Source organism: Pseudomonas sp. WS 5059, from assembly GCF_012985525.1.
Taxonomy (GTDB): domain Bacteria; phylum Pseudomonadota; class Gammaproteobacteria; order Pseudomonadales; family Pseudomonadaceae; genus Aquipseudomonas.
The window spans coordinates 869,527-895,101 of the sequence record NZ_JAAQWO010000001.1 but is presented as its reverse complement, the minus strand read 5'-3'; the positions used below and the strand labels follow the sequence as shown (position 1 = coordinate 895,101).

Below are 25,575 nucleotides of genomic sequence, written 5' to 3'. Positions count from 1 at the left end.
CCGGGCTGCGTCGCAGCCCGCAAGACCCGCCACCCCGCGTCCGAGGTGGCGCGGCTATACAGTTGGAAGACACCTTTTCACAATTCTTAGTTAACCTTTGGTTACAATCTATGGCTAAAATAACTGCCATTGGCCACTATCCGAACTGTCTCCAAGGCACTCGTGGGCTGTTAACGAATTGTGATTTCAGGTGCTGCATTTTCCCTCCCTGGCCCGGCCTGGAGGAGCAGCCTGTACTCTTCTGACATGTGACGAATTCCCGTGAAACTCATCATTGTTGCTCTCTACGTTGTCTCCATCGCGTATGTCCATCTGCGTGGCCGGGTGCGACATAAGCTGGGCCGTCAATTAAGCGACCACTCGACCTTCCTCGCCCCGGTCAATTGCTTCCTTTACCTATTCTCCAAACTGCCCGGCCGCCCGTATCTCTCGCCCAGCGATTTCCCCGACCTGAGCCCGCTCCAGGAGCACTGGCAGGAGATTCGCGAGGAGGGCCAGAACCTGATGCGCGCCGGTGAGATCAAGCGCTCGGACCAATACAACGACGTGGGTTTCAACTCGTTTTTCAAATCGGGCTGGAAACGCTTCTACCTCAAGTGGTACGGCGACAGCCATCCCTCGGCCATGAAGCTGTGCCCGCGTACTACGGAGCTTGTGCAAAGCATCGGTTCGATCAAGGCCGCGATGTTTGCCGAACTGCCTCCAGGCTCGAAATTGGTGCGCCATCGCGATCCTTATGCTGGCTCCTATCGTTACCACCTGGGGTTGGATACACCCAACGATCCAGGCTGCTACATCAACGTGGACGGTGAAAACTATTACTGGCGCGACGGCGAGGCGGTGATGTTTGACGAGACTTACATTCACTACGCCGAAAACACCACCCAGCAAAACCGCATCATCTTGTTCTGCGATATTGAGCGACCGATGAAATACCGTTGGGCTGCGGCGTTCAATCGCTGGTTTAGCCGCAATGTCATGGCCGCCGCCGGCTCGCCCAATGATGCCGGGGACAAGACCGGCGGCTTGAACCGCGCCTTTACCCGCCTGTACAAGATCCGCCTGCGCGGCAAGGAGCTGAAAAAGCGTAACCGCACCCGGTATTACCTGGAGAAGTGGGCGATCTTTGCTGGTTTGGCAGTGATTTTTATATTGATCTGAGAGTAAGGCCCCTTGCCACTGGCAGGGGCTACTCAGGCGGCTGGGTCCCCAGTTTCTGCCCTATCTTCTTGCTGAGCCGCTGCCGGTTGGCGTAGGGGCATTCGAAAAGCCGTGTTACACCTGCATGGAAAGTATTTGGTTACCAAATCCGAACCCAGGGCGTAGCGTGTTATCGAATGCAGGTATTCCTCACCCTACAGAGGTTTTGTCATGAACAGCCGTACGCGCAGCCTTGTAGTGCTGGCCCTGGGCCTTGCCTTGAGTGGCGGGGCGCAGGCGCAGAACCTGCCCGGCAACAACAACCCGTATAACAGCCCGATCAAACGGGCCAATCCCAACAGCATGCAGGGCACCCAGCCCAATACGCCCGCCACCCGCGGTACCTACACCGCGCCGGTGCCTCGGCCGCCGACCCTGGAAAATGGCGGTATCGGCAACCGCTATCCGCAACGTGATGCAGCACCTGCACGTCCCGCCACCCAACCTTCAGCCCCGACGCAAGATGCCAATGGCAATCGCCGGCCCTGAACGCAAGGAACCCCACGGTATGTTTCTACGCACAACTCTTTTAGCGACCTGCTGCGCTAGCGCCCTGGCAAGCGCGCTGCCCGCGTTGGCCGCCGAGACCCGGCAGTTCCCCAGCGAGCAAGGCAGCATCACCGCGACCCCGATTGTCAAAGGCCTGGACCACCCATGGGCGGTGGCGTTTTTACCCGACAAACAGGGCTTTTTGGTCACCGAACGGCCGGGCGCGCTGCGTTTTGTGAGCAGTGATGGCAAATTGTCCGCGCCGCTGAGTGGCGTGCCGCAAGTCTGGGCCAAGGGGCAGGGCGGTTTGCTGGATGTGGTGTTGTCACCGGATTTCAAGGAGGACCGCTTGGTCTACCTGTCCTACGCCGAAGGGGGGGGCAAGGGCGGTACGGCCGGCACGGCGGTAGGACGTGGCCGCTTGAGTGACGACCTGAGCGGCCTCAAGGACTTCCAGGTGATCCTGCGCCAGGAGCCCAAGCTCTCCACCGGCAACCATTTTGGCTCGCGCCTGGTGTTTGACCGCGATGGCTACCTGTTTGTGACCCTGGGCGAGAACAATGATCGCCCGACGGCCCAGGACCTGGACAAGTTGCAGGGCAAGGTAGTGCGGATCTACCCCGACGGACGCGTACCGGATGACAACCCGTTTGTCGGCCAGCCAGGAGCGCGGCCGGAAATCTGGTCCTATGGCCAGCGCAACCCCCAGGGCGCTGCGCTGAACCCGTGGACCGGCACTCTTTGGGAAAACGAACATGGCCCACGCGGCGGTGATGAGATCAATATCATCGAACGTGGCAAGAACTACGGCTGGCCCTTGGCGACCCATGGCATCAACTATTCCTTGCTGCCGATTCCCGAGGCCAAGGGCAAGACTGCCGAAGGCACGGTCGGGCCCCATCATGTGTGGGAAAAGTCACCGGCCATCAGCGGCATGGCGTTCTACGACGCCGACCGCTTCAAGGCCTGGCAGCACAACCTGTTTATCGGCGCCCTGGCCAGCCAGGAGCTGATCCGCCTGCAGTTCGACGGCGACAAGGTGGTCCACGAAGAGCGCCTGCTGGGCGAGTTGAAGGCGCGCATCCGCGATGTACGCCAGGGCCCGGATGGCTTCCTGTACGTACTCACGGATGAGGATGATGGCGTGTTGTATCAGGTGGGCTTGAAGCAGGATTGACCGGCTCCTACAGCCCCAGTTCGGACAGCCCCGGATGATCATCCGGGCGCCGTCCCAGGGGCCAGTGGAATTTGCGTTCGCTTTCCTTGATCGGCATGTCATTGATGCACGCATGCCGATTGGACATCAGGCCGTCCTGGTCAAACTCCCAATTCTCGTTGCCGTAGGAGCGGAACCAGTTACCGGAATCGTCGTGCCATTCATAGGCATAACGCACCGCGATGCGGTTGCCGGTAAACGCCCATAGCTCCTTGATCAAGCGGTAGTCCAGTTCCCTGGCCCATTTGCGGGTGAGAAAATCCTTGGCCTGCTCGCGGTTATGGGCGAACTCGGCGCGATTGCGCCACTTTGTGTCCAGGGTGTAGGCCAGCGACACGCGCTGCGGATCGCGGGAGTTCCAGCCGTCTTCGGCGAGACGGATCTTTTCAATGGCCGATTGCTCGGTAAAGGGCGGTAAGGGCGGACGCACGTGTACATTGGCGGTCATTTGACTGCTCCTTTGGATCGTTAGTTGTTAAACCCAGACAACTTTCAAAGTGCCAATAAGTCCTGCGCCATGCATTGCGCATTATCAGCGGCGGTGACATCGCCCATGATCAGGGCGATGGTAATGGCGCCATCGACCAGGATCAGCAGTTGCGCGGCCTGCTTCTCCGGGGCCGGGGTGCCATGGGCCTTGCACAGTTCAAGCAGGTACTCGAACAGTTTCTGTTTGTGCGCCTTGGCCAGTAAGCGAACCGGGTCTTGCGGGTTGCCGGTCTCGCCGCTGGTATTGATAAAGGCGCAACCGCGAAAGTCCGCAGAGCCGAACCAGGCCTTGAGGGCGCTGAACACGCCGAGCAAACGGGCGCCGCTGCCGGCGTATTGCTCGACCTCGCTGCGCAGCCACAGCAGCCAACGCGCGTCGCGCCGCTGCAGGGCGGCGATCACCAGTTCGTCCTTATTGGCAAAGTAGCGGTAGATACTCTTCCTGGAGACACCGGCGGTTTTCACCAGCAGATCCATGCCGGTGGCAGCAATGCCATGCCGGTAGATCAACTTTTCGGTGACGTCCAGGATAATGTCGCGGGTTTCATTGTTGGTCATATCGTTCATGCTGCAAACAGTAGAACGATCGTTCTTCTTGGTCAATCGTTTATTTTCAGCGGCCCGTGGGCAGACCTGGGGACCCCCATGGTGTAAGCTCTCGGGCTCTTCGGATTCGATCATTGCGAGCCCTATGCCGTCGTTATTCAAACGTTCCCTATTGCCCAAATTGCGCGGTTTTCCCCTGAGCACCGATGCGATCGAGGTGCTGTCTGGCGCTGCCGAGTTTCGCCGCTGCCTGTTGGAGAAAATCGCCCAGGCCCAGCACCGTATCTACATCGTCGCCCTGTACTTGCAACAGGACGAAGCGGGCCAGGAGGTGTTTGACGCGCTGCATGCCGCCAAGGCCGCACGGCCCGGGCTGGATATCGTGGTGATGGTCGACTGGCTGCGCGCCCAGCGCGGGCTGATCGGCGCGGGCAAGCAGCCGGGCAACAGCGCCTGGTACCAGGCGATGACCCAGTCACACCCGACGCAAGTGCCGGTGTACGGCGTGCCGGTGCAGACCCGCGAGCTGTTCGGCGTGCTGCACCTCAAGGGTTTTGTGATCGACGACAGTGTGCTGTACAGCGGCGCCAGCTTGAACAATGTGTACCTGCACAAGTTCGACAAATACCGCTTCGACCGTTATCACCTGATCCACAGCAAGCCCCTGGCCGACTCCCTGCAACACCTGGTGGAACACGGCCTGGTGGCGTCCAAGGCGGTGCACCGCCTGGACCTGCCCAACCTGCCCAGTACCCGCAGCCTGCGCAATGACATCGGCGACCTGCGCAGCCGTCTCAAGCACGCGACCTATGACACCACGGCCGGCCAGGCGGGCATTGGCGGGTTGTCGGTCAGCCCGCTGCTGGGGGTGGGCAAGAACAACCCGCTGAGCCGGGTGATCTGCGAGCTGATCGCCAGTGCCCAGCAGCAGTTGACCATCTGCACCCCGTATTTCAACCTGCCGCTGCCAGTCACCCGGGAAATCAACCGCGCGCTGGCCCGGGGGGTGAAGATCGACATCATCGTCGGCGACAAGACCACCAACGACTTCTACATCCCGCCCAGCGAACCCTTCAGGATCATCGCCGCGCTGCCCTATCTCTACGAGATCAGCCTGCGCCGCTTTGCCAAGCGCCACCAGCGCATGATCGACAGCGGCCAGCTCAACCTGCATCTGTGGCGCGACGGGGATAACACCTATCACCTCAAGGGCATGTGGGTCGACGAACGCTATACCTTGCTCACCGGCAACAACCTCAACCCCCGGGCTTTCCGCCTGGACCTGGAAAACGCCTTGCTGATCGACGATCCCCAGGGCCAGTGGCTGGCACCACGGCGTGACGAGCTTGCGCAGATTTTCCAGCACACCACGCGGATCCAGGGCTACCAGCAGTTGCAGACGCTGGTGGATTACCCCGAGGCCGTCGGCAAGTTTTTGCGCCGGGTCAGCCGGGTACGGGTCGAGCGGTTGTTGTATCGGATTCTCTAGTGGCGTGGTGCCGGCCAGATCGCTATGAGCAGCAGCAGGGCAGCGGCCACCAGGTACGGTAGCCGCGGCTCGACGGCATAGATCAGAGTCCCGGCCAGGGGCCCGACCACCACGCCCAAGCCTTGTGCGGCACCCACCGACCCGGCAGTAGCGCCTTGTTCCGAGGCTTCCACTGCGTTGGCCGCCAGTGCGGCGAACGATGGGAAGATCCAGCCCATGCCGGCCGCCGAGACGAAGAAACACAGCCAGAGGATCCACGCGGTATCGGCGAACATACTGCCGGCAAAGCCCAGGGCGGAAACAGTGGCGCCGACGCGGATCATCCGCAATGGCGGCCATTCGAGCTTGCGCACCAGCAATTGCGAGCAGATCAAGGCCAGGCCGACCATCGTCAGGGCAATCCCGGCGGTTTGTGCGGCATCGGCCGGGTTCATTTTCAGGCGGTCGAGGGCGAAAAAGCCCACGGTGATCTGGGCGATAGACACACAGAGCATGGCGGCAAAGGCCACCACCAGGGGCCGGCGCAGGCGTGGGTCAGAGAGGTTGACGGCCTTGGGTGGTTGCTTGAGGTGCAGTTCCTGGCGCGGCAGTTTCACCAGCAACACCAGGAAGCCGAGCATCGGCAACAGCGCCATGGCATAGAACGGCAGGCTCAGGCTGTAGCGGGCCAGCAGCGCGGCAACCGCCGGCCCCAGCACCAGGCCGCAGGCGTTGGCCGCCCCCAGCGAGGCCATGGCCTTGGCGCGGTGGGCCGGCTCGATATTGTCGGCGATCAACGCATAGCCGCCTACCGGGATCGCGGCGTAGAACACCCCGATCAACCCGCGCCCGAGCACCAGCCCGATAAACGCCAGCATGGCCGAGGGCAGTAATTGCAGGGAAGCGTCGATAAACACGCACAGCGCCCAGTACGCCAGGGTGAAACCGCCCGTGCCCAGCAGCAGCACGCGCCGGCGCCCCAGGCGATCACTGGCCTGGCCCCAAGGCCGCGCCAGCAACATCCAGATCACCCCGGACACCGTCACCGCCGCCCCCGCCTGCCACGTCGCCAGCCCCAGCACCCGGGCGATGGGGCCAATCAGCGAGACAAACGCCATCATCGCCATGGTGCAGGCCATGTTGGCGATCAGCAGGGGACGCAGGTTGAACGACACAGAGGTGGGCAAGGCGGCATCAATGCTAGTGGCTGAATCGGGCATGGGGAATCTTCCGTGAGTGGGATCAATGGAACGTTATAGGTAAGACGGTTAAACGCACAGCGCGATTAACCTAGATGATAGGGATCTACAGCTTTGGGAGTGGGGTTGCTTGTGATGGCGGTGGTTCAGCCACTGTTTCCGGTGACTGACACACCGCCCTCGCAGGCAAGCCAGCTCCCACATTTGATTGGCGGTGTGGCGAATATTTTCTGCTCGCTGAGCCCCCCTGTGGGAGCGGGCTTGCCCGCGATGGCGGTGTGTCAGGCTCAGAGCCGCTACCGTCGAGGTATCAGTTCAACCCCAGCTTGCCACGCAGGGTCGACAGGTCTTCGGCCAGGGTATTGACCGGGCCGACCAGGGCCTTGCGGTCGTTTTCCTTGACTTTGTCATAGGTTTCAAAACCGCCATCGGCCGTCTTGTACTTGGCCAGGATGGTGTCCACCGTGGCGAAGTTTTTGTCGACCTTGGCCAAAAACGCCTTGTCCTGCTGTTCGATCTGCCCACGGAACAGGTCGACGATCTTCTTCGCCCCGTCAATGTTGCCCTGGAAGTCATACAGGTCGGTGTGGCTGTAGCGGTCCTCTTCGCCGGAGATCTTGGTGGCGGCCACTTCTTCGAGCAACGCAGCAGCGCCGCCGACGACTTTTTCCGGCGGGAAAGTCAGGCCGGCAACGCGGGTTTGCAGGTCTTTGACGTCCTTGTTCAAGCCATCGGCAAGGGCGCCCAGGCCCTGGGTGCTGTTCTCGGCGAACAGGCTGTATTCAATACGGTGGAAACCGGTGAAATCCTCGGCCTTCACGCCTTTTTCGTGATCGTCGACCCGTGAGTCGATCGAGGCATCGAGGTCGCTGAACAGCTCGGCGATCGGCTCGATGGACTCATAGTGCACACGGGTCGGCGCATAGAGTTTTTTCGCGGTGGCCAGGTCGCCTTTTTTCACCGCGTCGGTAAAGGCCTGGGTCTGGGTCACCAGTTCATCGATCTTGTCGGTGACATAAATCTTGTAGTCCGACACCGGGCCCACCAGGTCCAGGGGCGCCGTCGCGGCAAAGGCTGCGAGCGGAGAAAGGGTCAACAACAACGCAAGAGACGACTTTTTCATGGGACGGTTTCCGCTGTGGGGAGGGGGTTAGGTGTTGGCAGTGGTGTGCAGCAAGGTGCGGCCGATAAAGTCCTTGGGCCCGGTGACCCCCGGCAGCGTGAAGAAGTAGCCGCCGCCCACCGGCTTGAGGTACTCCTCCAGAGGCTCGCCATTGAGCCGGGTTTGCACGGTAATGAAGCCTTTCTCCAGGTCTGCCTGGTAGCAGATAAACAACAGGCCCATGTCCAGCTGGCCGTTCTTGTTGACGCCATTGGAGTAGTTGAACGGCCGGCGCAGGATCAGGTTGGCCTGGGTCGACGCTGTGCGCGGGTTGGCCAGGCGGATATGCGCATCGAGCTTGGTCAGTTTGCCTTCTGGGTCCTTGCTGTAGTCGGGCACCTGGGCTTCGCTGTGACCGTCCATGGGCGCGCCGCTGGTCTTGATCCGGCCGATGATGCTCTGCTGTTCCTGCAAGGGCGTGCGGTCCCAGCGCTCGACGAAGTTGCGGATGATCCGCACCGCCTGGTAGCTGCCATGGGCGGCCCAGGCGGGCTCGTCACTGCCGGGCTGGACCCAGACCAGTTGGTCCATGGCCTTGGCGTCGTTGGAGTCCGGGTTGGCCGAGCCATCGCGAAAGCCCAGGAAGTTGCGCGCACTCTGTGCCGGCTGCCCGGCGCGGGCAGGGGCCTGGGGCGGTACGCTGCCTTCCTGTTTCCAGCGCACCAGCAGCAGGTCCGGCAGGTTTTTCACGATATCGCGCAGGGCGTGGATATTGGTATCGGGGGTGTTGGAACTCAACTGCAGGCTCAGGTCGCCGTGGCACTGCGCCGGTTCCAGGGCATCGTTGGGGAAGCCGACCATGCGGGTCAGGCGCTTGGGCTTGGCGTCGGCCAGGCCGAAACGCTCGTCGAACAACGACGCGCCCACCGACACGGTAATCGTCAGGTTATCCGGGGTGACCACCGGGCCGAGGATCCCGGAGTCGGTGGGCGGCAGTTTCGGGTCGACTTGCGGCACGCTGCCACCGGTCATCAAAAAGCTGATGCGCTCGTTGAGCGTGCGAAACAGCCGCTCCAGGTCCTCGCGGTCGCTGGCCAATACATCGAACGCCACCAGCATGCCGCAGGCCGGGCGCGGGGTGACGATACCGCTCTGGTGCTTGCCGTGGAAGGCATGGTGGTCCTGGGTTTTCTCGCTGCTGGGGGCCGCGGTGACCTGGGCCGCGCCGGCCGCCATCGCCGGGCAACTGAGGCTGCTGCCGGCAATTGCCGCGCCGGTGGCGGCCATGCCCAGCAACACACGGCGGCGCTGGGCGTTGAACTGTTCTGAATCACTCATTTATTTGGTCGTCTTCACTTAAGGCCGGAGAGGCCAAGGGCTGGGTCGATTCCATCGAGTGCGGCGGCCAGAGCCTTGGCCTTGTCGGCGATCTGCTGGCGCTGATCGGCGGTAACGCGGTCATAGGTGGGGTAGTGGCCATCGACCTGCAGGCCGTCGAGTTGCGCGGCGAAAGCGTTGATCGCGCTATCGATCCCCGGCAACAGGTCGGCGGCGGACTTGCCCAGCAGCGGCCGCATCAGGTCCACCACTTTGCGCGTCACCGTAAGGTTGGCGGCAAAGCCATTGAGGTCGAGGTGGCTGTAGCGCTCCTCTTCGCCACTGGCGGCGCGCACGTCGGCCAGGCTGTTGAGGTTGCGCACCAGGATGCTCACCAGTTGCTCGGGCGGCAGCGACTGCGCGAGCAACTGTTGCTTGAGGGTGGTGACATCGGCCAGCAGGCGCTGGGCAATCGGTGCCAGGCCGTCGAGGTTGTGTTGCGCGAACAGGCCGTACTCCAAGCGATGGAAGCCGCTGAAGGCCGGGTCCTGTTCGCGTTTTTCGAAGTAATCGGCGCGGGCATTGATCGCGTTGTCCAACTCGGCCAGGCGCTGGGCGGCCGGGGCCAGTCGTTGGTAAGCCTCGCGAGCCGGCAGGTACAGGGCCTGGGCTTGGCTCAGGTCGCCGGCGGCAATCGCCTGTTGGAGGGCGCTGACGGTCTTGATCAAGGCGCCACCCTGGGTGTTCAGATACACGCGAAACTCCGACAGCGGGCCGACAAAGGCCACCATCGACGGCTTGGCTTTGGCCTGGGCGTCGGACTCGGCGGTCGGCGTTACGTGCAGGGTGCCGCGCGGGTTGCTCAACAGGCCGCAGGTGATGGCGTAGTCGCCCGGCAGCAGGTTGGCGTTGATCACCTGGCTCAAGCCCGGCGCAATGTTTTCGCGCTCTTCGACCACCAGCACGCCGTCGAGGATTTCCCACTCCACCGCGCGATCCGAGCGATTGATGATGCGAAAACTCGCACGGCCTGCCGGCACCGTCAGGGCGTTGGGCTCGCAGGCGTGGGCATGGATGATCACGGCGATTTCGTTGTGATTGACCTGGCGCTTGGCTGCGGCCAATTGCGAGGCGTAGTAGAACAGGCCGCCGGCGGCGATCATCACGATCACCGAACCGGCGACCGCCCAACGCAAGGCGCGGGGTGGCGAGGCAGGGGCTTGGTTTGGCAAGGGACGACCTTACTGGCTGGAAACGGAAGTGGGGGTGGCCGGCGCGGCGGGCATGAAGAACATCACCAGCGCCAGCACCAGGTAAATCAGGTAGGCGCCCAGGGTGCTGACGGTCGGCGCGTCCTGATAGCCGAACATGCCGGCCAGCACCGAGCCCAGCGGGCCATCCATCGGTAGCGTCGCGCTGAAATCGAACAGTACAGTCTGCAAGTGGTTCCACACCCCGGCTTCATGCAGGGCCTGCACCGAGTTGGCGAGGATGCCGGCGGCTACCACCAGGATGAACAGCCCGGTCCAGCGAAAGAACGCACCAAGGTTCAGGCGCATGCTGCCGCTGTAGATCAAGAATCCCACGACAATCGCCAGCACCAGGCCGAGCAGGGCGCCGATGGGCGCGGCCGGGCCTTCGCTCTGCTGGAACACTGCCAGCAGGAAGAACACCGTTTCCAGGCCTTCGCGGGCTACGGCGAAAAACACCATGGCAATCAGCGCAATTACCTGGTTGCGTGAGCCGGCCAGGGCATGATCCAGGGATTGGTGCAGGGAATGCTTGATCGAGCGCGCGACCTTGCGCATCCAGAACACCATGGAACTGAGAATGCCCACGGCCACCAGGCCGACAATGCCTTCGAACAGTTCTTGCTGCTTTTGCGGGAACTCGGCGCTGACCAACTCCAGCCCACCGCCGACCAGCAGGGCCAGGGCGGCTGCCAGAAATACGCCGATCCACACCGCCGGCATCCATTGGCCACGGCCGGTCTGTTGCAGGTAGCTGGCGATGATGCCAACGATCAATGCGGCTTCAATGCCTTCGCGCAGCATGATGAGAAAGGGGACGAGCATCGGGCACCGCAACGTAATTAGTTAGGGTGCTAAGTTGTAACATAATGATACTCATTACTAAACAGCGGATCTTGACGTTTTCTGAACACGGCCTGAACAGCCGCCTAAGTCGTTGCAGCGTGGGGTATGTGTTCCTTATCAAGCCCACACGCTCCTACAATGGCCGACCTACAAGATTGAGCCCTGGCCCATGTCGGAAAAAGACACAATCTCCATCCACCTGGTTCGTGAAGCCCTGTTGCAGAGTTGCGCCCCCGGTGCGGCGACGCGGGAGGCCCTGAACAAGGTCGGGATCGAGCCTGCCTTGCTGGAGCAGCCTGCCGCCCGCGTCCCGGCGCTGGCGTACGCGCGGCTCTGGCGCTTGCTGGCGCGGCGTCGGGATGATGAGTTTTTTGGCATGGACCCGCGCAAGCTCAAGTCCGGCAGCCTGGGGTTCCTGTGTCGCGCGTCCATGGCCCAGCCTACCCTGGGCGCGGCCCTGGAAACCGGCCTGGGCTTCCTGTCGTTGATGCTCGAGCACCTGCCCGCGCAATTGGTGCGCCAGCAAAGCCTGGCGGAAATCGTCTTGCTGGAGCCCGAGCCCGAACCGCGACGGGCGTTCACCTATTTTTGCTACTGGATGATCGTCCACGGCGTCGCCTGCTGGCTGGCCGGGCGACGCATCCCGATCCTGGCCATTGAATTGCGCTGCCCGCAACCGGACTTCTGCGACGACTACCAGGTGATGTTCTCTGACAACCTGCGCTTTGATCGCACGCGTACACGCATGATCTTTTCTGCCGACTGCCTCGACCTGCCGGTCAAGCGCAGCCCCGAGGAACTCAAGCGCTTCCTGGCCCAGGCGCCGGCCAACATCCTGGTCAAATACCGCGACCCCGACAGCCTGGCGATGCGCATCAAGCATGACCTGCGCCGACGCCCGGCCCAACAGTGGCCGGAAACCGAAAGCCTGGCCCAGGAGTTGTGCATGTCCGCCTCGACCCTGCGCCGGCGCCTGGCGGAAGAAGGGCAAACCTACCAGGGCCTGAAGGACAGCGTGCGCAAGGAACTGGCGGTTGTGTGGCTGGCCGAGGCCGATATCAGCTTCGCCGAGATCGCCAGCCGCCTGGGTTTCGCCGATGTGAGTTCGTTCTACAAGGCCTTTCGCAAATGGTCGGGCTCCAATCCCGGGCATTACCGCAGCTTGATTCTTAATGAAGCCAACTGAGTCAGATCGGCAAAACGGAACCTTGTAGGAGCTGTCTCGCTCTGCGAGGCTGCGATACTGGTGGCACAGCCAGTCTTTGTATCGCCTGACCCACCGCTATCGCAGCCTCGCAGAGCGAGACAGCTCCCACCTTTGATCTTAGCGACCTTGAGCGACGTGTCGGGCGGGGCCCTAACAGGCAAAAAAAAGCCCCGTGACCGAATGGACCACGGGGCTAAAAATTGGCTGGATGCGACCAACCAAAGGAGCTCTTTACATCACTTAGCGCTGGCGACCACCGTCTCCGGCTGCCAGCCACCCCCCAATGCCTTGTAGATCGCCACGATGCCGCGATACAGGTCTACTTCGGCCAGGGCTTGGGCGTCTTCGGCCAGCAGGCGTTCACGTTGGGCGTCGAGCAGTACGAGGAAGTCGGCAGTGCCTTCGCGGTAGCGGATTTCGGCCAGGTCGGCCGCGGCACGGCTGGATTCGCTCTGGCGGATCAGCGAGACCAGGCGCTGCTGGCGCTTGCCGTAGTCGCTGAAGGCATTCTCTGACTCTTCCAACGCTAGCAATACTTGCTGCTCGTAGGTGGCCAGGGCGCCGTCGGCTTCGGCATCGGCGCCGCGCAGGCGGGCGCGTACGCTGCCCAGGTCAAAGGCGGCCCAGGTGATGCTCGGGCCCAGGGCCCAGGCGTTGGCGGCGGAGGAACCGATCTGCGAGCCACGGCCAGCGGTAAACCCAAGGAAACCACTGAGGCTGACCCGTGGAAACAAGTCGGCCTTGGCCACGCCGATACGTGCGGTAGCGGCGGCCAGTTTGCGTTCGGCACTGAGAATGTCCGGGCGCCGTTGCAGCAGTTGCCCCGGGTCGCCAATCGGCAAGGCCTTGGCAATTGCCGGCAGGTTGGCCGGGCTCAGGTCCACGCTGAGTTTGTCCGGGCGCTGGCCGAGGAGGGTGGCGATGCGATTGCGCTCGCGCACTTGCTCGGCCTGCAATTGCGGCACGCTGGCTTCAACCGCTGCCAGGCGTGCATCGGCACGTACCACGTCCAGTTGGTCGCCGACGCCGGCATCGCGCAGGCTTTCGGTGATGGTGCGCGAATCCTGCTGGTTCTTCAGGTTGGCCAGGGCGATTTTTTCCCGCAGTTGCGCACCGCGCAGTTGGCCGTAGGCGTCTACCAGTTCGGCAATCAGGCTGACTTGCAGTTGGTAGAGGTCGGCTTCGGCGGCTTGCTGGTCGGCGTCGCTGGCTTCGAGATTGCGCTGGATGCGGCCAAACAGGTCCAATTCCCAGGCCATATCCAGGCCCAGGTCATAGCGCTCGCTATTGACCCGGCGGGTGGTCTGGCCAGGGATCTGGCCCTTGGCCAAGTCGCTGCTGGCGCGGCTGGTGATGGTCGGCATCGCGTCATTGCTGGCGTCATCACGAATCGCCCGGGCGGCCCGCAGGCGGGCAAACGCGACCCGCAGGTCCCGGTTGCCGCTCAACGATTGGCTGACCAACTGGTTGAGGATCGGGTCTTCGAATTGCTGCCACCAGATACCTTCGAACTTGGCGTGGTCGTATTGCTTGGCATCGGCGGCGGCCGGGATGTTGGCCGCCTCCAGTTGCTGGGTTTTATAGTCCGGGCCCACGGCACAGGCGGCGAGCGCCAATACCAACAGGCTCGGCAGGAACACTTTCACATTCATTGCTGTGTCTCCAGCTGCAAGGCCTTGGCCGCTTTGCGCGCTTGGCTGCGCTCCACATAGCGGCGGATCAACACGTAGAACACCGGCGTCAGCAACAGGCCGAAGAAGGTCACACCGATCATCCCGGAGAATACCGCCACACCCATGGCATGACGCATCTCGGCACCGGCGCCGCTGGAGAACACCAGGGGCACCACGCCCATGATGAAAGCGAACGAGGTCATCAGGATCGGCCGCAGACGCAGGCGGCAGGCTTCCAGCACCGCAGCCAGCGGGTCGAGGCCTTCTTCCTGTTTATCCTTGGCGAATTCGACGATCAGGATCGCGTTCTTACAGGCCAGGCCCACCAGTACGATCAAGCCGATCTGGGTAAAGATGTTGTTGTCGCCACCGGACAGAATCACCCCGGTGATGGCCGACAGCAGGGTCATCGGTACGATCAGGATCACCGCCAGTGGCAAGCTCCAGCTTTCGTACTGGGCGGCCAGTACCAGGAACGCCAGCAGTACGCAGAGTGGGAACACGAACAGCGCGGTATTGCCCGAGAGGATTTGCTGATACGTCAGGTCAGTCCACTCGTAGGTCATGCCGTTGGGCAGTTCTTCTTTGAGCAGTTTCTCGATCGCCGCCTCCGCCTGGCCCGAGCTGTAGCCGGGGGCGGCGTTGCCGTTGATCTCGGCGGTGATAAAGCCGTTGTAGTGCATCACACGGTCCGGCCCCGAGGTGTCGCTGACCTTGATAAAGGTCGCCAGCGGGATCATCTCGCCCTTGTTGTTGCGCACTTTCAACTGGCCGATCTGGTCCTGGTCCAGGCGGAACTGCTGTTCAGCCTGCACGTTGACCTGGTAGGTACGGCCAAAGCGGTTGAAGTCGTTGGCATACAACGAGCCCAGGTAAATTTGCAGGGTGTCGAAGATGTCGCTGATCGCCACGCCGTGGGTCTTGGCCTTTTCCCGGTCGATAGCAGCATCGACCTGGGGCACGTTGACCGTGTAGCTGGTGAACAGGCCAAACAGTTCCGGCACGTTGTGGCTCTTGGCGATGACGTTCTGCACTTCTTTGTACAGCTCTTCATAGCCCAGGTTGCCGCGGTCTTCGACTTGCAGGCGGAACCCACCGATGGTGCCCAGGCCCTGTACCGGCGGCGGTGGGAAGATCGCCATGTAGGCTTCCTGGATGTCGGCGTACTTGCCGTTCAGCGCCCCGGCAATCGCCCCGGCGGACATGCTGGGGTCCTTACGCTCGCCGAACGGTTTCAAGGTCACGAACACAATGCCGCTGTTGGGGCTGTTGGTGAACCCGTTGATCGACAGGCCCGGGAAGGCGATGGCGCTTTCGACGCCGGGCTGTTTCAAGGCGATGTCAGACATGCGCTTGATCACGTTTTCGGTGCGGTCTAGGCTCGCGGCGTCCGGCAGTTGGGCGAAGGCCACCAGGTATTGCTTGTCCTGGGCCGGTACGAAACCGGTGGGTGTGTGGGCAAACCCGAAGAAGGTCAGCACCATCAGGCCGCCATACACGAACAGCGCGATACCGGTGCCACGGATCACCCGGCGCACGGTGCCGACATAGCCATGGCTGGCCTTTTCAAAGAAGCGGTTGAACGGGCGGAACAGCCAGCCACCGAAGAGCTTGTCGAGGAACCTGGAGAACCGGTCTTTTGGCGCGTCATGGCTGCGCAGCAAGACTGCGGCAAGGGCCGGCGACAGGGTCAGGGAGTTGAATGCCGAGATCACGGTCGAGATGGCGATGGTCAAGGCAAACTGCTTATAGAACTGCCCGGTCAAGCCGCTGATAAAGGCGGCCGGGATAAACACCGCACACAGCACCAGCGCCGTGGCAATGATCGGCCCGGTCACTTCGCTCATGGCTTTTTCCGTGGCCGGGAAGGGCTCCAGGCCCAGCTCGATGTTACGTTCGACGTTCTCCACCACCACGATGGCGTCGTCCACCACGATCCCGATGGCCAACACCAGGCCGAACAGCGACAGCGCATTGAGGGAAAAGCCGAACAAGTGCATCACCGCAAAGGTGCCGATCAGCGACACCGGCACTGCGACCAGGGGGATGATCGACGCACGCCAGGTCTGCAGGAACAGGATCACCACCAGCACTACCAGGATCAACGCCTCGAACAAGGTGTGCACCACCGCCTCGATCGAGCCGCGCACAAACACGGTCGGGTCGTAGGCGATGCGGTAATCCATGCCTTCGGGGAAGCTCTTTTTCAGCTCGGCCATTTTGCTGCGCACATCATTGGAGATGTCGATGGCATTGGAGCCCGGGCGCTGGAAGATCGGAATCGCCACCGCCGGCTGATTGTCGATCAGCGAGCGCAGGGCATATTGGCTGGAGCCCAGCTCAACGCGGGCGATGTCCTTGAGGCGCGTGATCTCACCGTTGTCGCCGGCGCGAATCACGATGTTTTCGAACTCTTCCTCGGTGACCAGGCGGCCCTGGGTATTGACCGACAACTGGAAGCTGGTGTCGTTGGGCGCAGGTTGCGCGCCCAGGGCACCGGCCGCCACCTGGCGGTTCTGTTCGCGAATCGCGGTTACCACATCGGTGGCGGTCAGGTTGCGCGAGGCGGTCTTGTTCGGATCCAGCCACACCCGCAGCGAGTAATCGCCCATGCCGAACAACTGCACATCACCCACGCCGCCCAGCCGCGCCAACTCATCCTTGATATTGAGGATCGCGTAGTTGGACAGGTACAGCATGTCGTAGCGTTGGTCCGGGGAGGTCAAGTGCACGACCATGGTCAGGTCGGGGGAGGCCTTGTCCACGGTGATACCAATGCGTGTCACTTCCTCAGGCAGTTTGGGCTGAGTGCGCGTCACACGGTTTTGCACCTGCACCTGCGCGTTATCCAGGTCGGTGCCCAGGGCGAAGGTGATGGTCAGGGTGAGCTTGCCGTCGGCGGTCGACTGCGAGGACATATAGAGCATGTTCTCGACGCCGGTGATCGCCTGTTCCAGCGGCGAGGCCACGGTTTCACCGATGACCTTGGGGTTGGCGCCGGGGAAGTTGGCGCGCACCACCACGGTCGGCGGTACCACTTCCGGGTATTCGCTGATCGGCAGTTGGAACAGCGAGATTGCGCCGGCGATCAGGATCAGCAGCGATAGCACCGCTGCGAAGATCGGCCGCGATATGAAGAACTTGGAAAAATTCATCTGGTGTGTAGTCCCTTAACCGCGTGGAGTCGCGACACTGGCGAGCTTGGGCGCGGTTTTATCCGGTGCCACTTGCTCCAGGTTGCTGGCTTCAAGCGCTTGTCGTTGTTGGGCCAGGGCGGCGAGGGTTGCCTGGCTGGCCATCGGGATGGTTTCTGGGGCAACCGGCGAACCCGGGCGCACCCGCTGCAAGCCCTTGACGATAATGGTGTCGTCCTTGCTCAGGCCGCTGCGCACGATGCGCAAGCCTTCGATCTTCGGCCCCAGTTCCACGGCGCGGTAGGCGGACTTGTTGTCGGCGTCCATCACCAGCACAAACTTCTTGCCAAGGTCGGTGCCCACGGCTTCGTCGGTGATCAGCACGGCGGAGTAGGTGCCGCTGCCGACCAACTTGAGGCGCGCATACAGGCCAGGGGTGAAACGCCCGTCGCTGTTGTCGAACACCGCGCGCCCACGGATGGTGCCGGTGGCGGGGTTGACCTGGTTGTCGACAAAGTTCATCTGGCCCAGGTGCGGGTTGCCGTCTTCATTGGACAGGCCCAGGTACACCGGGGTGGTGGCGCCGCGACGGCCTTGGCGCGCCAGCTCGGTGTACTTGAGGTACACGCGTTCGTCAGCGTCGAAGTAGGCGTAGACCTTGTCGGTGGAGACCACGCTAGTCAGCTCGGTGACATCGGCGGTGACCAGGTTGCCGGCGGTGATCGCGGCGCGGCTGACACGGCCACTGATGGGCGAGGTGACACGGGTGAAACTCAGGTTCAGGCGGGCCAGGTCCAGTTGCGCCTGGATTCCGGCCACGGCAGCACGGGCTTCCTGGGCGGCGGTGGTACGCGAGTCGGCCAACTCGGCAGAAATCGCATTGCTCTGGCGCAGGCGCTCGCCACGCTGGGCTTCATTGTCACTGCGCGAAGCAGCGGCTTTGGTCTGTTGAAGCTGGGCTTCCAGGCGGCGCACTTCAGCCTGGAATGGACGCGGGTCGATCTGGAACAGCAGGTCGCCTTTTTTTACCAGCGCGCCTTCGGTAAAGGCGACCTGGTCGATCTGGCCTGATACACGCGGGCGGATCTGTACGGTTTCCGGGGCTTCGAGGCGGCCGGTGAACTCGTCCCATTCATTGACCGGTTGTTCCAGGACCTTGGCAACGCTGACTTTGCTGGCGGGCATGGCGGCCGCTTGCTCGGGGGCCTTGCCGCATGCGCTCATCACCAGCACGGCCAAAAGGGCCAGGGGATAGCGCAAATGTTTGAGTGACTGTTCCATGAGGTGCATCCGCCAATGTATTTGAGATGGGCGGATCATGCTCGGCAGTGTGCTATCTCACGAATCGAATGAAACAAAGGTAACTATCATTCGGAATGATATAAGCGCCAGCCAAGCCCTTTAGCATGGGGCTTTCGTTAGGGTGCTATCAATCCCGTTGATGACAAGACACTGTTGCGCGAACTGCAACCAATCAAACAGCCTTGCCTTGAAGTGATCCCCCTGTGGGAGCGGGCTTGCCCGCGATGGCGGCTGTTCAGTCACTATTTTTGGCGGCTGACCCACCACCATCGCGGGCAAGCCCGCTCCTACATTTGAATTGTGGTATGGCCACAATTTTCTGCTCGCTGAGTTCCCCCTGTGGGAGCGGGCTTGCTCGCGATGGCGGCTGTTCAGTCACTCTTTTTGGCGGCTGACCCACCACCATCGCGGGCAAGCCCGCTCCTACATTTGAATTGTGCTATGGCCACAATTTTCTACTCGCTGAGTTCCCACTGTGGGAGCGGGCTTGCCCGCGATGGCGGTAGGTCAAGTAAGGATGTGGCGGCTGACCCACCACCATCGCAGGCAAGCCAGCTCCTACAGTTGATGGGTGGCGTGGTCATGATTTCTGCTCTCAATGAGATTGCTTTGTTATGGTTCCCACAAGGAGACAAGCAATACCCCAGCGTGTACCGTTGCGGCCTTTGTGCCGCAGGTGCTGTGGCTGTGGACATTCTCAGAGAGGCATCCATGCAGATCAGGGGGGAGCGGGCCGCGACGGTGTGTGGTTTGGTCGCGATTGTTTTATGGAGCACCGCCGCCGGTTTGATCCGCAGTGTCAGTGAACTGTTCGGGCCCTTGGGGGGCGCGGCGCTGATCTATACGGTAGGCGCGATACTGCTGCTGGCCTGGCTGGGACGGCCGCGCCTGCGCGCCACGTCCTGGCGCTACCTGATCATGGGCAGCGGGTTGTTCGTGGCCTACGAGGTCTGCCTGTCCCTGGCCCTGGGTTTTGCCAGCAACCGCAACCAGGCGATTGAGCTGGGGGTGGTGAACTACCTCTGGCCGTGCCTGACGGTGTTGTTGGCAATCGTCATGAATGGCCAGCGAGCGCGCTGGATTATCGTGCCAGGCTCGGCGCTGGCGCTGTTTGGCATCCTGTGGGTGGTCAGTGGCGATGGCCTGGCATTGGCAACCATCGTCGCCAATGTGCAATCCAACCCCCTGAGCTACAGCCTGGCCCTGGGCTGTGCGATCACCTTTGCCTTGTATTGCAACGTCACGCGGCGCTACGCCGGCGGGCAGAACCTGGTGGTGTTGTTTTTCATCCTGACGGCGGCGCTGCTATGGGCAAAATTCGCCTTCAGTGCCCAAGTGCTGCCGGCTTTTACCTTGGGGAGTAGCCTGGAATTGCTCGCCACGGGCATCGCCATGGCGGGCGGCTATGCGCTGTGGAATATCGGTATCCTGCGCGGCAACCTGACCTTGCTGGCGACCGCGTCCTATGGCGCGCCGGTGCTGTCGTCGGCCTTTGCAGCGCTATGGCTGGGCGCTCATCTCACCCCGCAGTTCTGGCAGGGTGCGGTGCTGGTGACCGCGGGCTCGCTGGTGTGCTGGCACGCGACACGGGCGCAACCCTAGCGGCTGCGCCAGACCAGGGCCGGGATCACCCGGATATAGACCAGCTCGAACAACAGCTCGATCAAGGTCTGGGTGATGACGGCGGCGGCGGCCAGGGCGCGGATATCTTCCGGCAGGGCCAGCGCCAGCGGCAAGACCACCAGTGAGTTGCGGGTCGCGCTGCTGAACGTGACCGCGCGCGCGGTGCTTGCCGGCAAGCGAAAGGCCCACGCCGTGAGTGCCCCGACCACGGGCGCCAACAGCATAAAGCCTAAGTAAACCGGCACCACCGGCAACAACTGCTCGATCTGCTGCGCGACAAACGCGATCTGCGAGCCAATCACCACGATCAGCACCGCCGCCATGGCCGGCACTGGCATCCATGCCCAGCCATCATTCCAGCGCTCGAGCAGGCGCGAGTGCCGGGCGCCCGCGCAGGTCAGCACCGCCAGCAGCAGTGGCGCCACGATCAGCAGCAAAAAGGCCTCGACAAACGGGCCGATTGAGATCGCCACCGCGGCGTCACCGGAAGGTATCAGCGCCAGGTACAACGGCAGCAGGGCCAGTTGCAGCAACAGCAACACCGGGGTGGCGGCCAGCGTCAGCCGCGCGTCGCCTTTGCCAATGTGGGTAAACACCACCACGTAGTCGATGCACGGCGTCAGCAGCACCAGCAACGCGCCGATCAGGATGGCCGGGCGCTCGTTCAAACCACGGGTCAAGCCCCAGACCAGCAGCGGGATCAACACGAAGTTGGCGATCAGCAGCGCCGCCATAAAGCGTTTATTGGCCAGCCCCTGGCGCAGTTGCAGAAACGGGATCTGCAGGAACATGGCGTACATCAGCACGGCGATTGCCGGGGTTACCAGGGCGCCAAGCCCCGCTGCGGCCTGCGGGGCGAGCAGGCCACCGAGCGTTGCGCCGATAACGGCGACAAGGTAGACGGGGATCTGGTTCTGCTCAAGTTGTTCTCGGGTCACGGGGTGTCCTTGTCACGGGGGGCTGTGCGCGCCGTGCAGGGTAACCGAAACCAGGCACTCATTTTTGACTGAGTGCCGCCACCGAAAGCCCGGACGCGACGAAGGTCAGTCCGGCACCCACATTCAGGCCATTGACGACTTTGGGCTTGCGCTGCAGCCATGTCGACAGGCGCGTCGCAAAAATCCCCATGAGCGCAAAACCCAGGGCGGTCAATGCGGCGAACCAGGCGCCATAGACCATCATTTGCAAGGTGACCGAGCCCAATGACGGGTTGACGAACTGCGGAATGAACGCCAGCACAAACAGCCCCGGCTTGGGGTTCAGCGCCGCTGACAGGAAGCCGGTGAGGAAGATGCTTTTGAGCGGTTGGCGCGCCGCCGGCTTGAAGTTGATCAGGCTGCGCGAGCGCAAGACCTTGATGCCCAGCCACAGCAGGTAGCTGGCGCCGATGACTTTGACCACCCAGAAGGCCACGGCGGAGGTCTGCATCAGCAGAGTCAGGCCCAGCGATGCCGTCGCCACGTGAAACAGAATGCCGGTGCCCGACGCAACTCCGGAAACGGCCGCCGCCAGGCGTCCCTGGCTCAGCCCCCTAGCGATGGCCAGTAGGTTGTCCGGGCCGGGGGAGAGCACCAGTAACAGGCAGGCAGCGGTATAGGTCAGCCAGATATCCAGGGGGAACATAACGGCAGTCCTTTCGTCAACGATTGAGGTCCGCCATCGTGTGCCAACCTGGCAACCCAGATCAAGCTCGATCCAACTGCCTGGAAGTCAGCACTTCAGAACGTCGCCTTCACCTGCAATCCCAGTATCAGCGCGTTGTCGATCTTCTTTGCGGCGAACGCCCCTGGCTCAATGATGTATTGCACATCCGGGCGCAGGGTCAGCCAGGGCGTGGCCTGGTAGCCGTAGCTCAGTTCGAGCAACTGTTCGGCACTGTCAAGGTTTGGCAAGGCACTGTCTTGGGCTTGGGCGGCCTGTTGCAGTACATCGCGGCTGCGGGGGTTGGGTACGGCGCGGCCGTACCCCAGGGCTACGGTGTCCCATGGTCGGCTGGCGAACGGCTTGTACAGCACCAGGCCGGCGCCATACCAGCGAGTGAACGGCGAGGCCGCCTTGCTGGCGGCCGAGTATTGGCCGAACGCATGCAAGGTCCGGCCCTCTGAGGCCTGGGAGTTCCACAGGGCCTGGTCGACCAGCAGATAATGGCCGCCGCGCCCGCTGACGTACTTGGCGCTGCCAATGCGCTGCACGTTGGAGCTGTCGTAGTAGTAGCCAAGCTTGTATTCGCCGGGCAGATCGCTGGCGTGCTTGTAGACCAGCTCGATGGGCACCACGGTGCCGGTCGTGTGCTTGGGCCCCAGGTGCCAGGCGCGGCTGGAGTTGCCGTTGCTTTGCGGGTCGACATTGAACGCCGCCACGCGTAATTGCCAGGCCGGCGAGAAGTCATACTTCACCCGTGCGCCCAGGTGAGCGTTGGGGTAGTTGGTCCAACCGCTGCCGCCGGACATGTTCAGGGGGGGCCCGCAGAAACCGGCGTTCATGAAGTTGCACAGGATCCCGCTGTCGAGGCCGCCCAGGTCGTTGCCCATGGCCATGTAGCCGAGCTTGAGGTTCAGGGCCGGCGTGAACAGGGTGCGCTCATAACTCAGTTCGGTCAGACGGGTGTAGAGCCCGCCGTAGTTTTCCTGGATCGGCAGGCGGTTGCCCACCAGGTCTTCGGAAGCGCTGTTGCCACGCCGGTCGTTGATCGTCAGTTGGATCTTGTCGCCGTTGTGCAGGCCATACAATTTGCCCAGGTCCAGTTGCACGCCAAGCTTGATGTTTTGCGAGTAGCGCGCGGAACGATGCTGGCCGCCATTGGCGTTATAGGCGGTTTCGCCGCTGTAGTCGCCGGTGAACTTGATGCCTTGCTCGTCGAGCTGATGGCGCAGGCCACCCCAGTCGCCGGTGAGGGGGCTGCCGTAGGCGGGCAGCGTGGCGCCCAGCAGCAGGCTGGCGAGCAGGCGCAGAGACAGAGTATTAAACGCGGGGGACATGCGGGGTCTTCCTGGAAAAATCACGATACCTGTGGGAGCCGTGCAACCCGGCTCCCACATTCAAATGGCGGCGCATCAGCGCCGCGCGGGGCTCAAGGCAGGGCGTAGGCGATCACGTAGTCGCCACGGTCGGTGGATTGGCGCGCGCCGCCCGCAGTGATGACCACATACTGTTTGCCGGTTTTTGGCGACACATAGGTCATCGGCCCACCCTGGCTACCCACGGGCAGGCGGGCTTTCCAGGCTTCTTCGCCATTGGCGCTGTTGAAGGCGCGCAGGTAGAAGTCCTGGGTGCCGGCGATAAACACCAGGCCGCCTTGGGTCGACAGAGTGCCGCCCAGGGTCGGCAGGCCAACCTTGATCGGCAGGTGCATGCGTATACCCAGCGGGCCGGTGTCTTCAACGGTGCCGACCGGTACTTGCCAGGCAATCTGCCGGGTCTTCATGTCGATGGCGGTGAGGGTGCCGAACGGTGGCGCCTGGCACGGAATGCCGGCCACCGACAGGAAGCGGTTTTTGTTCACCGCGTAAGGCGTGCCCTTGAGCGGCACCGCGCCCATGCCGGTGTTCAACGCCTCGCCACCGGAGGAGGCCTGGGCCTTGTTTTGCGAGGGGATCATCTGGATCCACAGGCCCAGGCGCATGTCGTTGACGAAGATAAAGCCATGCACCGGGTCGGTGGAGATACTGCCCCAGTTCATTCCGCCCAGGGAGCCGGGGAAGCTCAGTGATTTATCGGTGCCCGGTGCGGTGTACAGGCCGTCGTAGCGCATGCTCTTGAAGTCGATGCGGCACAGCAGCTGGTCATAGGGGGTTGCGCCCCACATGTCCGCTTCGCCCAGGGTCTGCGCGCCGATCTGTGGCATGCCCACGGACCTTGGCTGGGTGGGCGAGTACGGTTCATTGGGAATGTCCGCAGCCTTGACCGGTACCTCTTGTACCTCGGTCAACGGCTTGCCGGTAGCGCGGTCCAGTACATAGATCTGCCCGGCCTTGGTGCCGATCACCACGGCGGGTACGGTCTTGCCGTCGGCCTGGGGGAAGTCGATCAGGCTCGGTTGCATCGGCAAGTCGAAGTCCCAGAGGTCATTGTGGACGGTCTGGTACACCCACTTTTCGGCACCGGTGGAGGCGTCCAGTGCCAGCACCGAGGCGCCGTACTTGTGATTGAGCTGGGTGCGCTCCACACCATAGATATCGGTGGACGAACTGCCCATCGGCAGGAATACCGTGTTCATCAGCGGGTCATAGGACATCGGCGCCCAGCTGTTGGGGGTGCTGCGCACATAGGTGCTGCCGGCAGCGGGGGCCTGCTTGTCTTCAGGGTTGCCCGGGTCGAATGCCCAGCGCATCTGCCCGCTGATCACATCAAAACCACGTATCACGCCGCCCGGCATATCGGTCTGGACGTTATCGGCGACGCGCCCGCCAACCACTACGGTGGTGCCGGCGATCAATGGCGCGGAGGACAACTGGTAATAGCTGTCCGGCACATTGCCCAGGCCGGCTTTCAAATCCACTTGGCCGTGGTTGCCAAAGTCCTCGCAGAACTCGCCGGTATCGGCATCCACTGCAATCAATCGAGCATCGATGGTATTGGTCAGCAGGCGCCGCTGGCACTGCGCACCGGCCGGCACGCTGGCGGCAATGATCGGCGAGCTGTTGGCCTGGGTTGGCTGGGCGATGGGTGCGGTGGCATCGAAATAGGCCATGCCACGGCAGCGCTGCCACACCGCCGACTGGGCGTTGATGGTGTTCTTCCACAGTTCTTTGCCGGTGTCGGCATCCAGCGCGATCAGGTTGTTATGGGGCGTGCAGATAAATACCTTGTTGCCGATCTGCAAGGGTGTGAGTTGATCTTCGGCGCCATTGCCGTCGCTGATGGCCACATCACCGGTGTGATAGGTCCAGGCCACTTTAAGCTTGTCGACGTTGGTGCGATTGATCTGGTCCAGCGCTGCAAAACGGCTGCCGCCTTCGGTGTTGCCGTAGTGCGCCCAGTCCTTCTGCGCATCTGCCGGGGCCACGGGGGTCAAGCCCGGGCCCTTACCGTTGGGCGCGACACTGGGGTGGGCGACAAACATATTGCCCGCCGCCACGGCCAATGCCAGCGCCAGCACGCCCGCCACGCTGAAGGCGCCACGGCGGGTGCCCGGTGCCAGCAACGGATAGGCCAGCGCCACCGCAAGACCAATGGCGGCGAACATGAACAACCGCGAAAACAGTGGCCAGAACACCAGGCCTACATCCACCACAGCCCACACGGCAGTGCCAAGCAAAAATGCGGCGAACAACCAGGCACCTGCTCGTTTGCGCTTGGCAATCAACAGGCCGGAAATGGCCATGGCCACGCCGCCGATCAGGAAGTAGCCGGAGCCGCCCAGGCTCAGCAGTTTTGCGCCGCCGACGGCCAACGCCACGCCGAGCAGGGCGATGATTACGCCCAAGCCCAGCAACAGGAATCGAGAGGCGCCAGCGGCGCGGGGTGTGTGTTTCATGTCGAAAAACCCGAGGGTGATGGTCCAGGGGAGTAATG

General features: G+C 62.5%; 20 protein-coding genes. 6 read left to right on the top strand and 14 right to left on the bottom strand.

From position 1 onward, the window contains the following. Positions 1–261 precede the first annotated feature (261 nt). The 3 genes from lpxO to HBO12_RS03745 all read left to right on the top strand — a co-directional run bounded on the left by lpxO (position 262) and on the right by HBO12_RS03745 (position 2,866). Positions 262–1,161: a lipid A hydroxylase LpxO gene (lpxO, locus tag HBO12_RS03755; RefSeq protein ID WP_170041487.1), complete on the top strand. Its 900-nt coding sequence runs from the start codon at positions 262–264 to the stop codon at positions 1,159–1,161. A 210-nt stretch (positions 1,162–1,371) separates the two neighbouring features. Next, the gene (locus tag HBO12_RS03750; RefSeq protein WP_170041486.1) at positions 1,372–1,689 is read left to right on the top strand and encodes a hypothetical protein; all 318 of its coding nucleotides are present in this window, start codon (positions 1,372–1,374) and stop codon (positions 1,687–1,689) included. A 19-nt stretch (positions 1,690–1,708) separates the two neighbouring features. Further along, positions 1,709–2,866: a PQQ-dependent sugar dehydrogenase gene (locus HBO12_RS03745; protein ID WP_170041485.1), complete on the top strand. Its 1,158-nt coding sequence runs from the start codon at positions 1,709–1,711 to the stop codon at positions 2,864–2,866. Positions 2,867–2,873: 7 nt separating this feature from the next. On the opposite strand, the gene HBO12_RS03740 is transcribed toward HBO12_RS03745, so the two are convergent. Next, positions 2,874–3,353, bottom strand: coding sequence for a nuclear transport factor 2 family protein (locus tag HBO12_RS03740; RefSeq protein WP_170041484.1), 480 nt, complete (start codon positions 3,351–3,353; stop codon positions 2,874–2,876). 44 nt (positions 3,354–3,397) lie between these two features. Further along, a complete protein-coding gene (locus HBO12_RS03735; RefSeq protein WP_170041483.1) occupies positions 3,398–3,961 on the bottom strand; it encodes a TetR/AcrR family transcriptional regulator in 564 nt (187 codons plus the stop codon). A 124-nt stretch (positions 3,962–4,085) separates the two neighbouring features. Between HBO12_RS03735 and pssA the strand changes: the two genes are divergently transcribed. Next, positions 4,086–5,429 (top strand): CDP-diacylglycerol--serine O-phosphatidyltransferase, encoded by a 1,344-nt coding sequence (pssA, locus tag HBO12_RS03730; protein WP_170041482.1) that lies wholly within the window; start codon positions 4,086–4,088, stop codon positions 5,427–5,429. Here the strand turns inward: pssA and HBO12_RS03725 are convergent. The 5 genes from HBO12_RS03725 to efeU form a co-directional block, all read right to left on the bottom strand. After that, positions 5,426–6,628, bottom strand: a complete 1,203-nt coding sequence (locus HBO12_RS03725) for an MFS transporter (protein WP_169957290.1) — start codon at positions 6,626–6,628, stop codon at positions 5,426–5,428. The genes pssA and HBO12_RS03725 overlap by 4 nt on opposite strands. Positions 6,629–6,917: 289 nt before the next feature. After that, positions 6,918–7,730, bottom strand: a complete 813-nt coding sequence (gene efeO, locus HBO12_RS03720) for an iron uptake system protein EfeO (protein ID WP_169951419.1) — start codon at positions 7,728–7,730, stop codon at positions 6,918–6,920. 27 nt (positions 7,731–7,757) lie between these two features. Beyond that, the gene (gene efeB, locus HBO12_RS03715; protein ID WP_170041481.1) at positions 7,758–9,047 is read right to left on the bottom strand and encodes an iron uptake transporter deferrochelatase/peroxidase subunit; all 1,290 of its coding nucleotides are present in this window, start codon (positions 9,045–9,047) and stop codon (positions 7,758–7,760) included. A gap of 14 nt (positions 9,048–9,061) precedes the next feature. After that, positions 9,062–10,258: an iron uptake system protein EfeO gene (gene efeO, locus HBO12_RS03710; RefSeq protein WP_463671600.1), complete on the bottom strand. Its 1,197-nt coding sequence runs from the start codon at positions 10,256–10,258 to the stop codon at positions 9,062–9,064. A gap of 9 nt (positions 10,259–10,267) precedes the next feature. Next, entirely contained in the window at positions 10,268–11,101 is an 834-nt protein-coding gene (efeU, locus tag HBO12_RS03705; protein ID WP_170041480.1) for an iron uptake transporter permease EfeU, read from the bottom strand. A gap of 190 nt (positions 11,102–11,291) precedes the next feature. Here efeU and HBO12_RS03700 point away from each other — a divergent pair, with 190 nt between their 5' ends. Further along, positions 11,292–12,308 carry an AraC family transcriptional regulator gene (locus tag HBO12_RS03700; RefSeq protein WP_170041479.1) on the top strand — a complete coding sequence of 339 codons (1,017 nt, stop codon included), beginning with the start codon at positions 11,292–11,294 and terminating at the stop codon, positions 12,306–12,308. 257 nt (positions 12,309–12,565) lie between these two features. On the opposite strand, the gene HBO12_RS03695 is transcribed toward HBO12_RS03700, so the two are convergent. Genes HBO12_RS03695 through mexE form a run of 3 tightly spaced genes read right to left on the bottom strand, consistent with a single transcriptional unit; the run spans position 12,566 to position 18,417 of the window. After that, positions 12,566–13,981 carry an efflux transporter outer membrane subunit gene (locus HBO12_RS03695; protein WP_170041478.1) on the bottom strand — a complete coding sequence of 472 codons (1,416 nt, stop codon included), beginning with the start codon at positions 13,979–13,981 and terminating at the stop codon, positions 12,566–12,568. Then, positions 13,978–17,157 carry an efflux RND transporter permease subunit gene (locus tag HBO12_RS03690; protein WP_170041477.1) on the bottom strand — a complete coding sequence of 1,060 codons (3,180 nt, stop codon included), beginning with the start codon at positions 17,155–17,157 and terminating at the stop codon, positions 13,978–13,980. Before HBO12_RS03690 ends, HBO12_RS03695 begins: the two co-directional genes overlap by 4 nt. A 15-nt stretch (positions 17,158–17,172) precedes the next feature. Next, positions 17,173–18,417, bottom strand: coding sequence for a multidrug efflux RND transporter periplasmic adaptor subunit MexE (gene mexE, locus HBO12_RS03685; protein WP_169951435.1), 1,245 nt, complete (start codon positions 18,415–18,417; stop codon positions 17,173–17,175). Positions 18,418–19,149: 732 nt separating this feature from the next. On the opposite strand from mexE, the gene yddG reads away from it, so the two are divergent. Next, on the top strand, positions 19,150–20,040 hold the full coding sequence (gene yddG / locus HBO12_RS03680; protein WP_169951437.1) for an aromatic amino acid DMT transporter YddG: 891 nt from the start codon (positions 19,150–19,152) through the stop codon (positions 20,038–20,040). Here yddG and HBO12_RS03675 read toward each other — a convergent pair. The 4 genes from HBO12_RS03675 to HBO12_RS03660 all read right to left on the bottom strand — a co-directional run bounded on the left by HBO12_RS03675 (position 20,037) and on the right by HBO12_RS03660 (position 25,537). Continuing rightward, a complete protein-coding gene (locus HBO12_RS03675; protein ID WP_170041476.1) occupies positions 20,037–20,999 on the bottom strand; it encodes an arsenic resistance protein in 963 nt (320 codons plus the stop codon). The two genes, yddG and HBO12_RS03675, sit on opposite strands and share 4 nt — an antisense overlap. A gap of 58 nt (positions 21,000–21,057) precedes the next feature. Next, positions 21,058–21,684 carry a LysE family translocator gene (locus tag HBO12_RS03670; protein ID WP_170041475.1) on the bottom strand — a complete coding sequence of 209 codons (627 nt, stop codon included), beginning with the start codon at positions 21,682–21,684 and terminating at the stop codon, positions 21,058–21,060. A 95-nt stretch (positions 21,685–21,779) separates the two neighbouring features. Next, the gene (locus HBO12_RS03665) at positions 21,780–23,039 is read right to left on the bottom strand and encodes a carbohydrate porin (RefSeq protein WP_170041474.1); all 1,260 of its coding nucleotides are present in this window, start codon (positions 23,037–23,039) and stop codon (positions 21,780–21,782) included. A gap of 92 nt (positions 23,040–23,131) precedes the next feature. Then, entirely contained in the window at positions 23,132–25,537 is a 2,406-nt protein-coding gene (locus HBO12_RS03660) for a glucose/quinate/shikimate family membrane-bound PQQ-dependent dehydrogenase (protein WP_170041473.1), read from the bottom strand. Between the last annotated feature and the right edge of the window lie 38 nt (positions 25,538–25,575).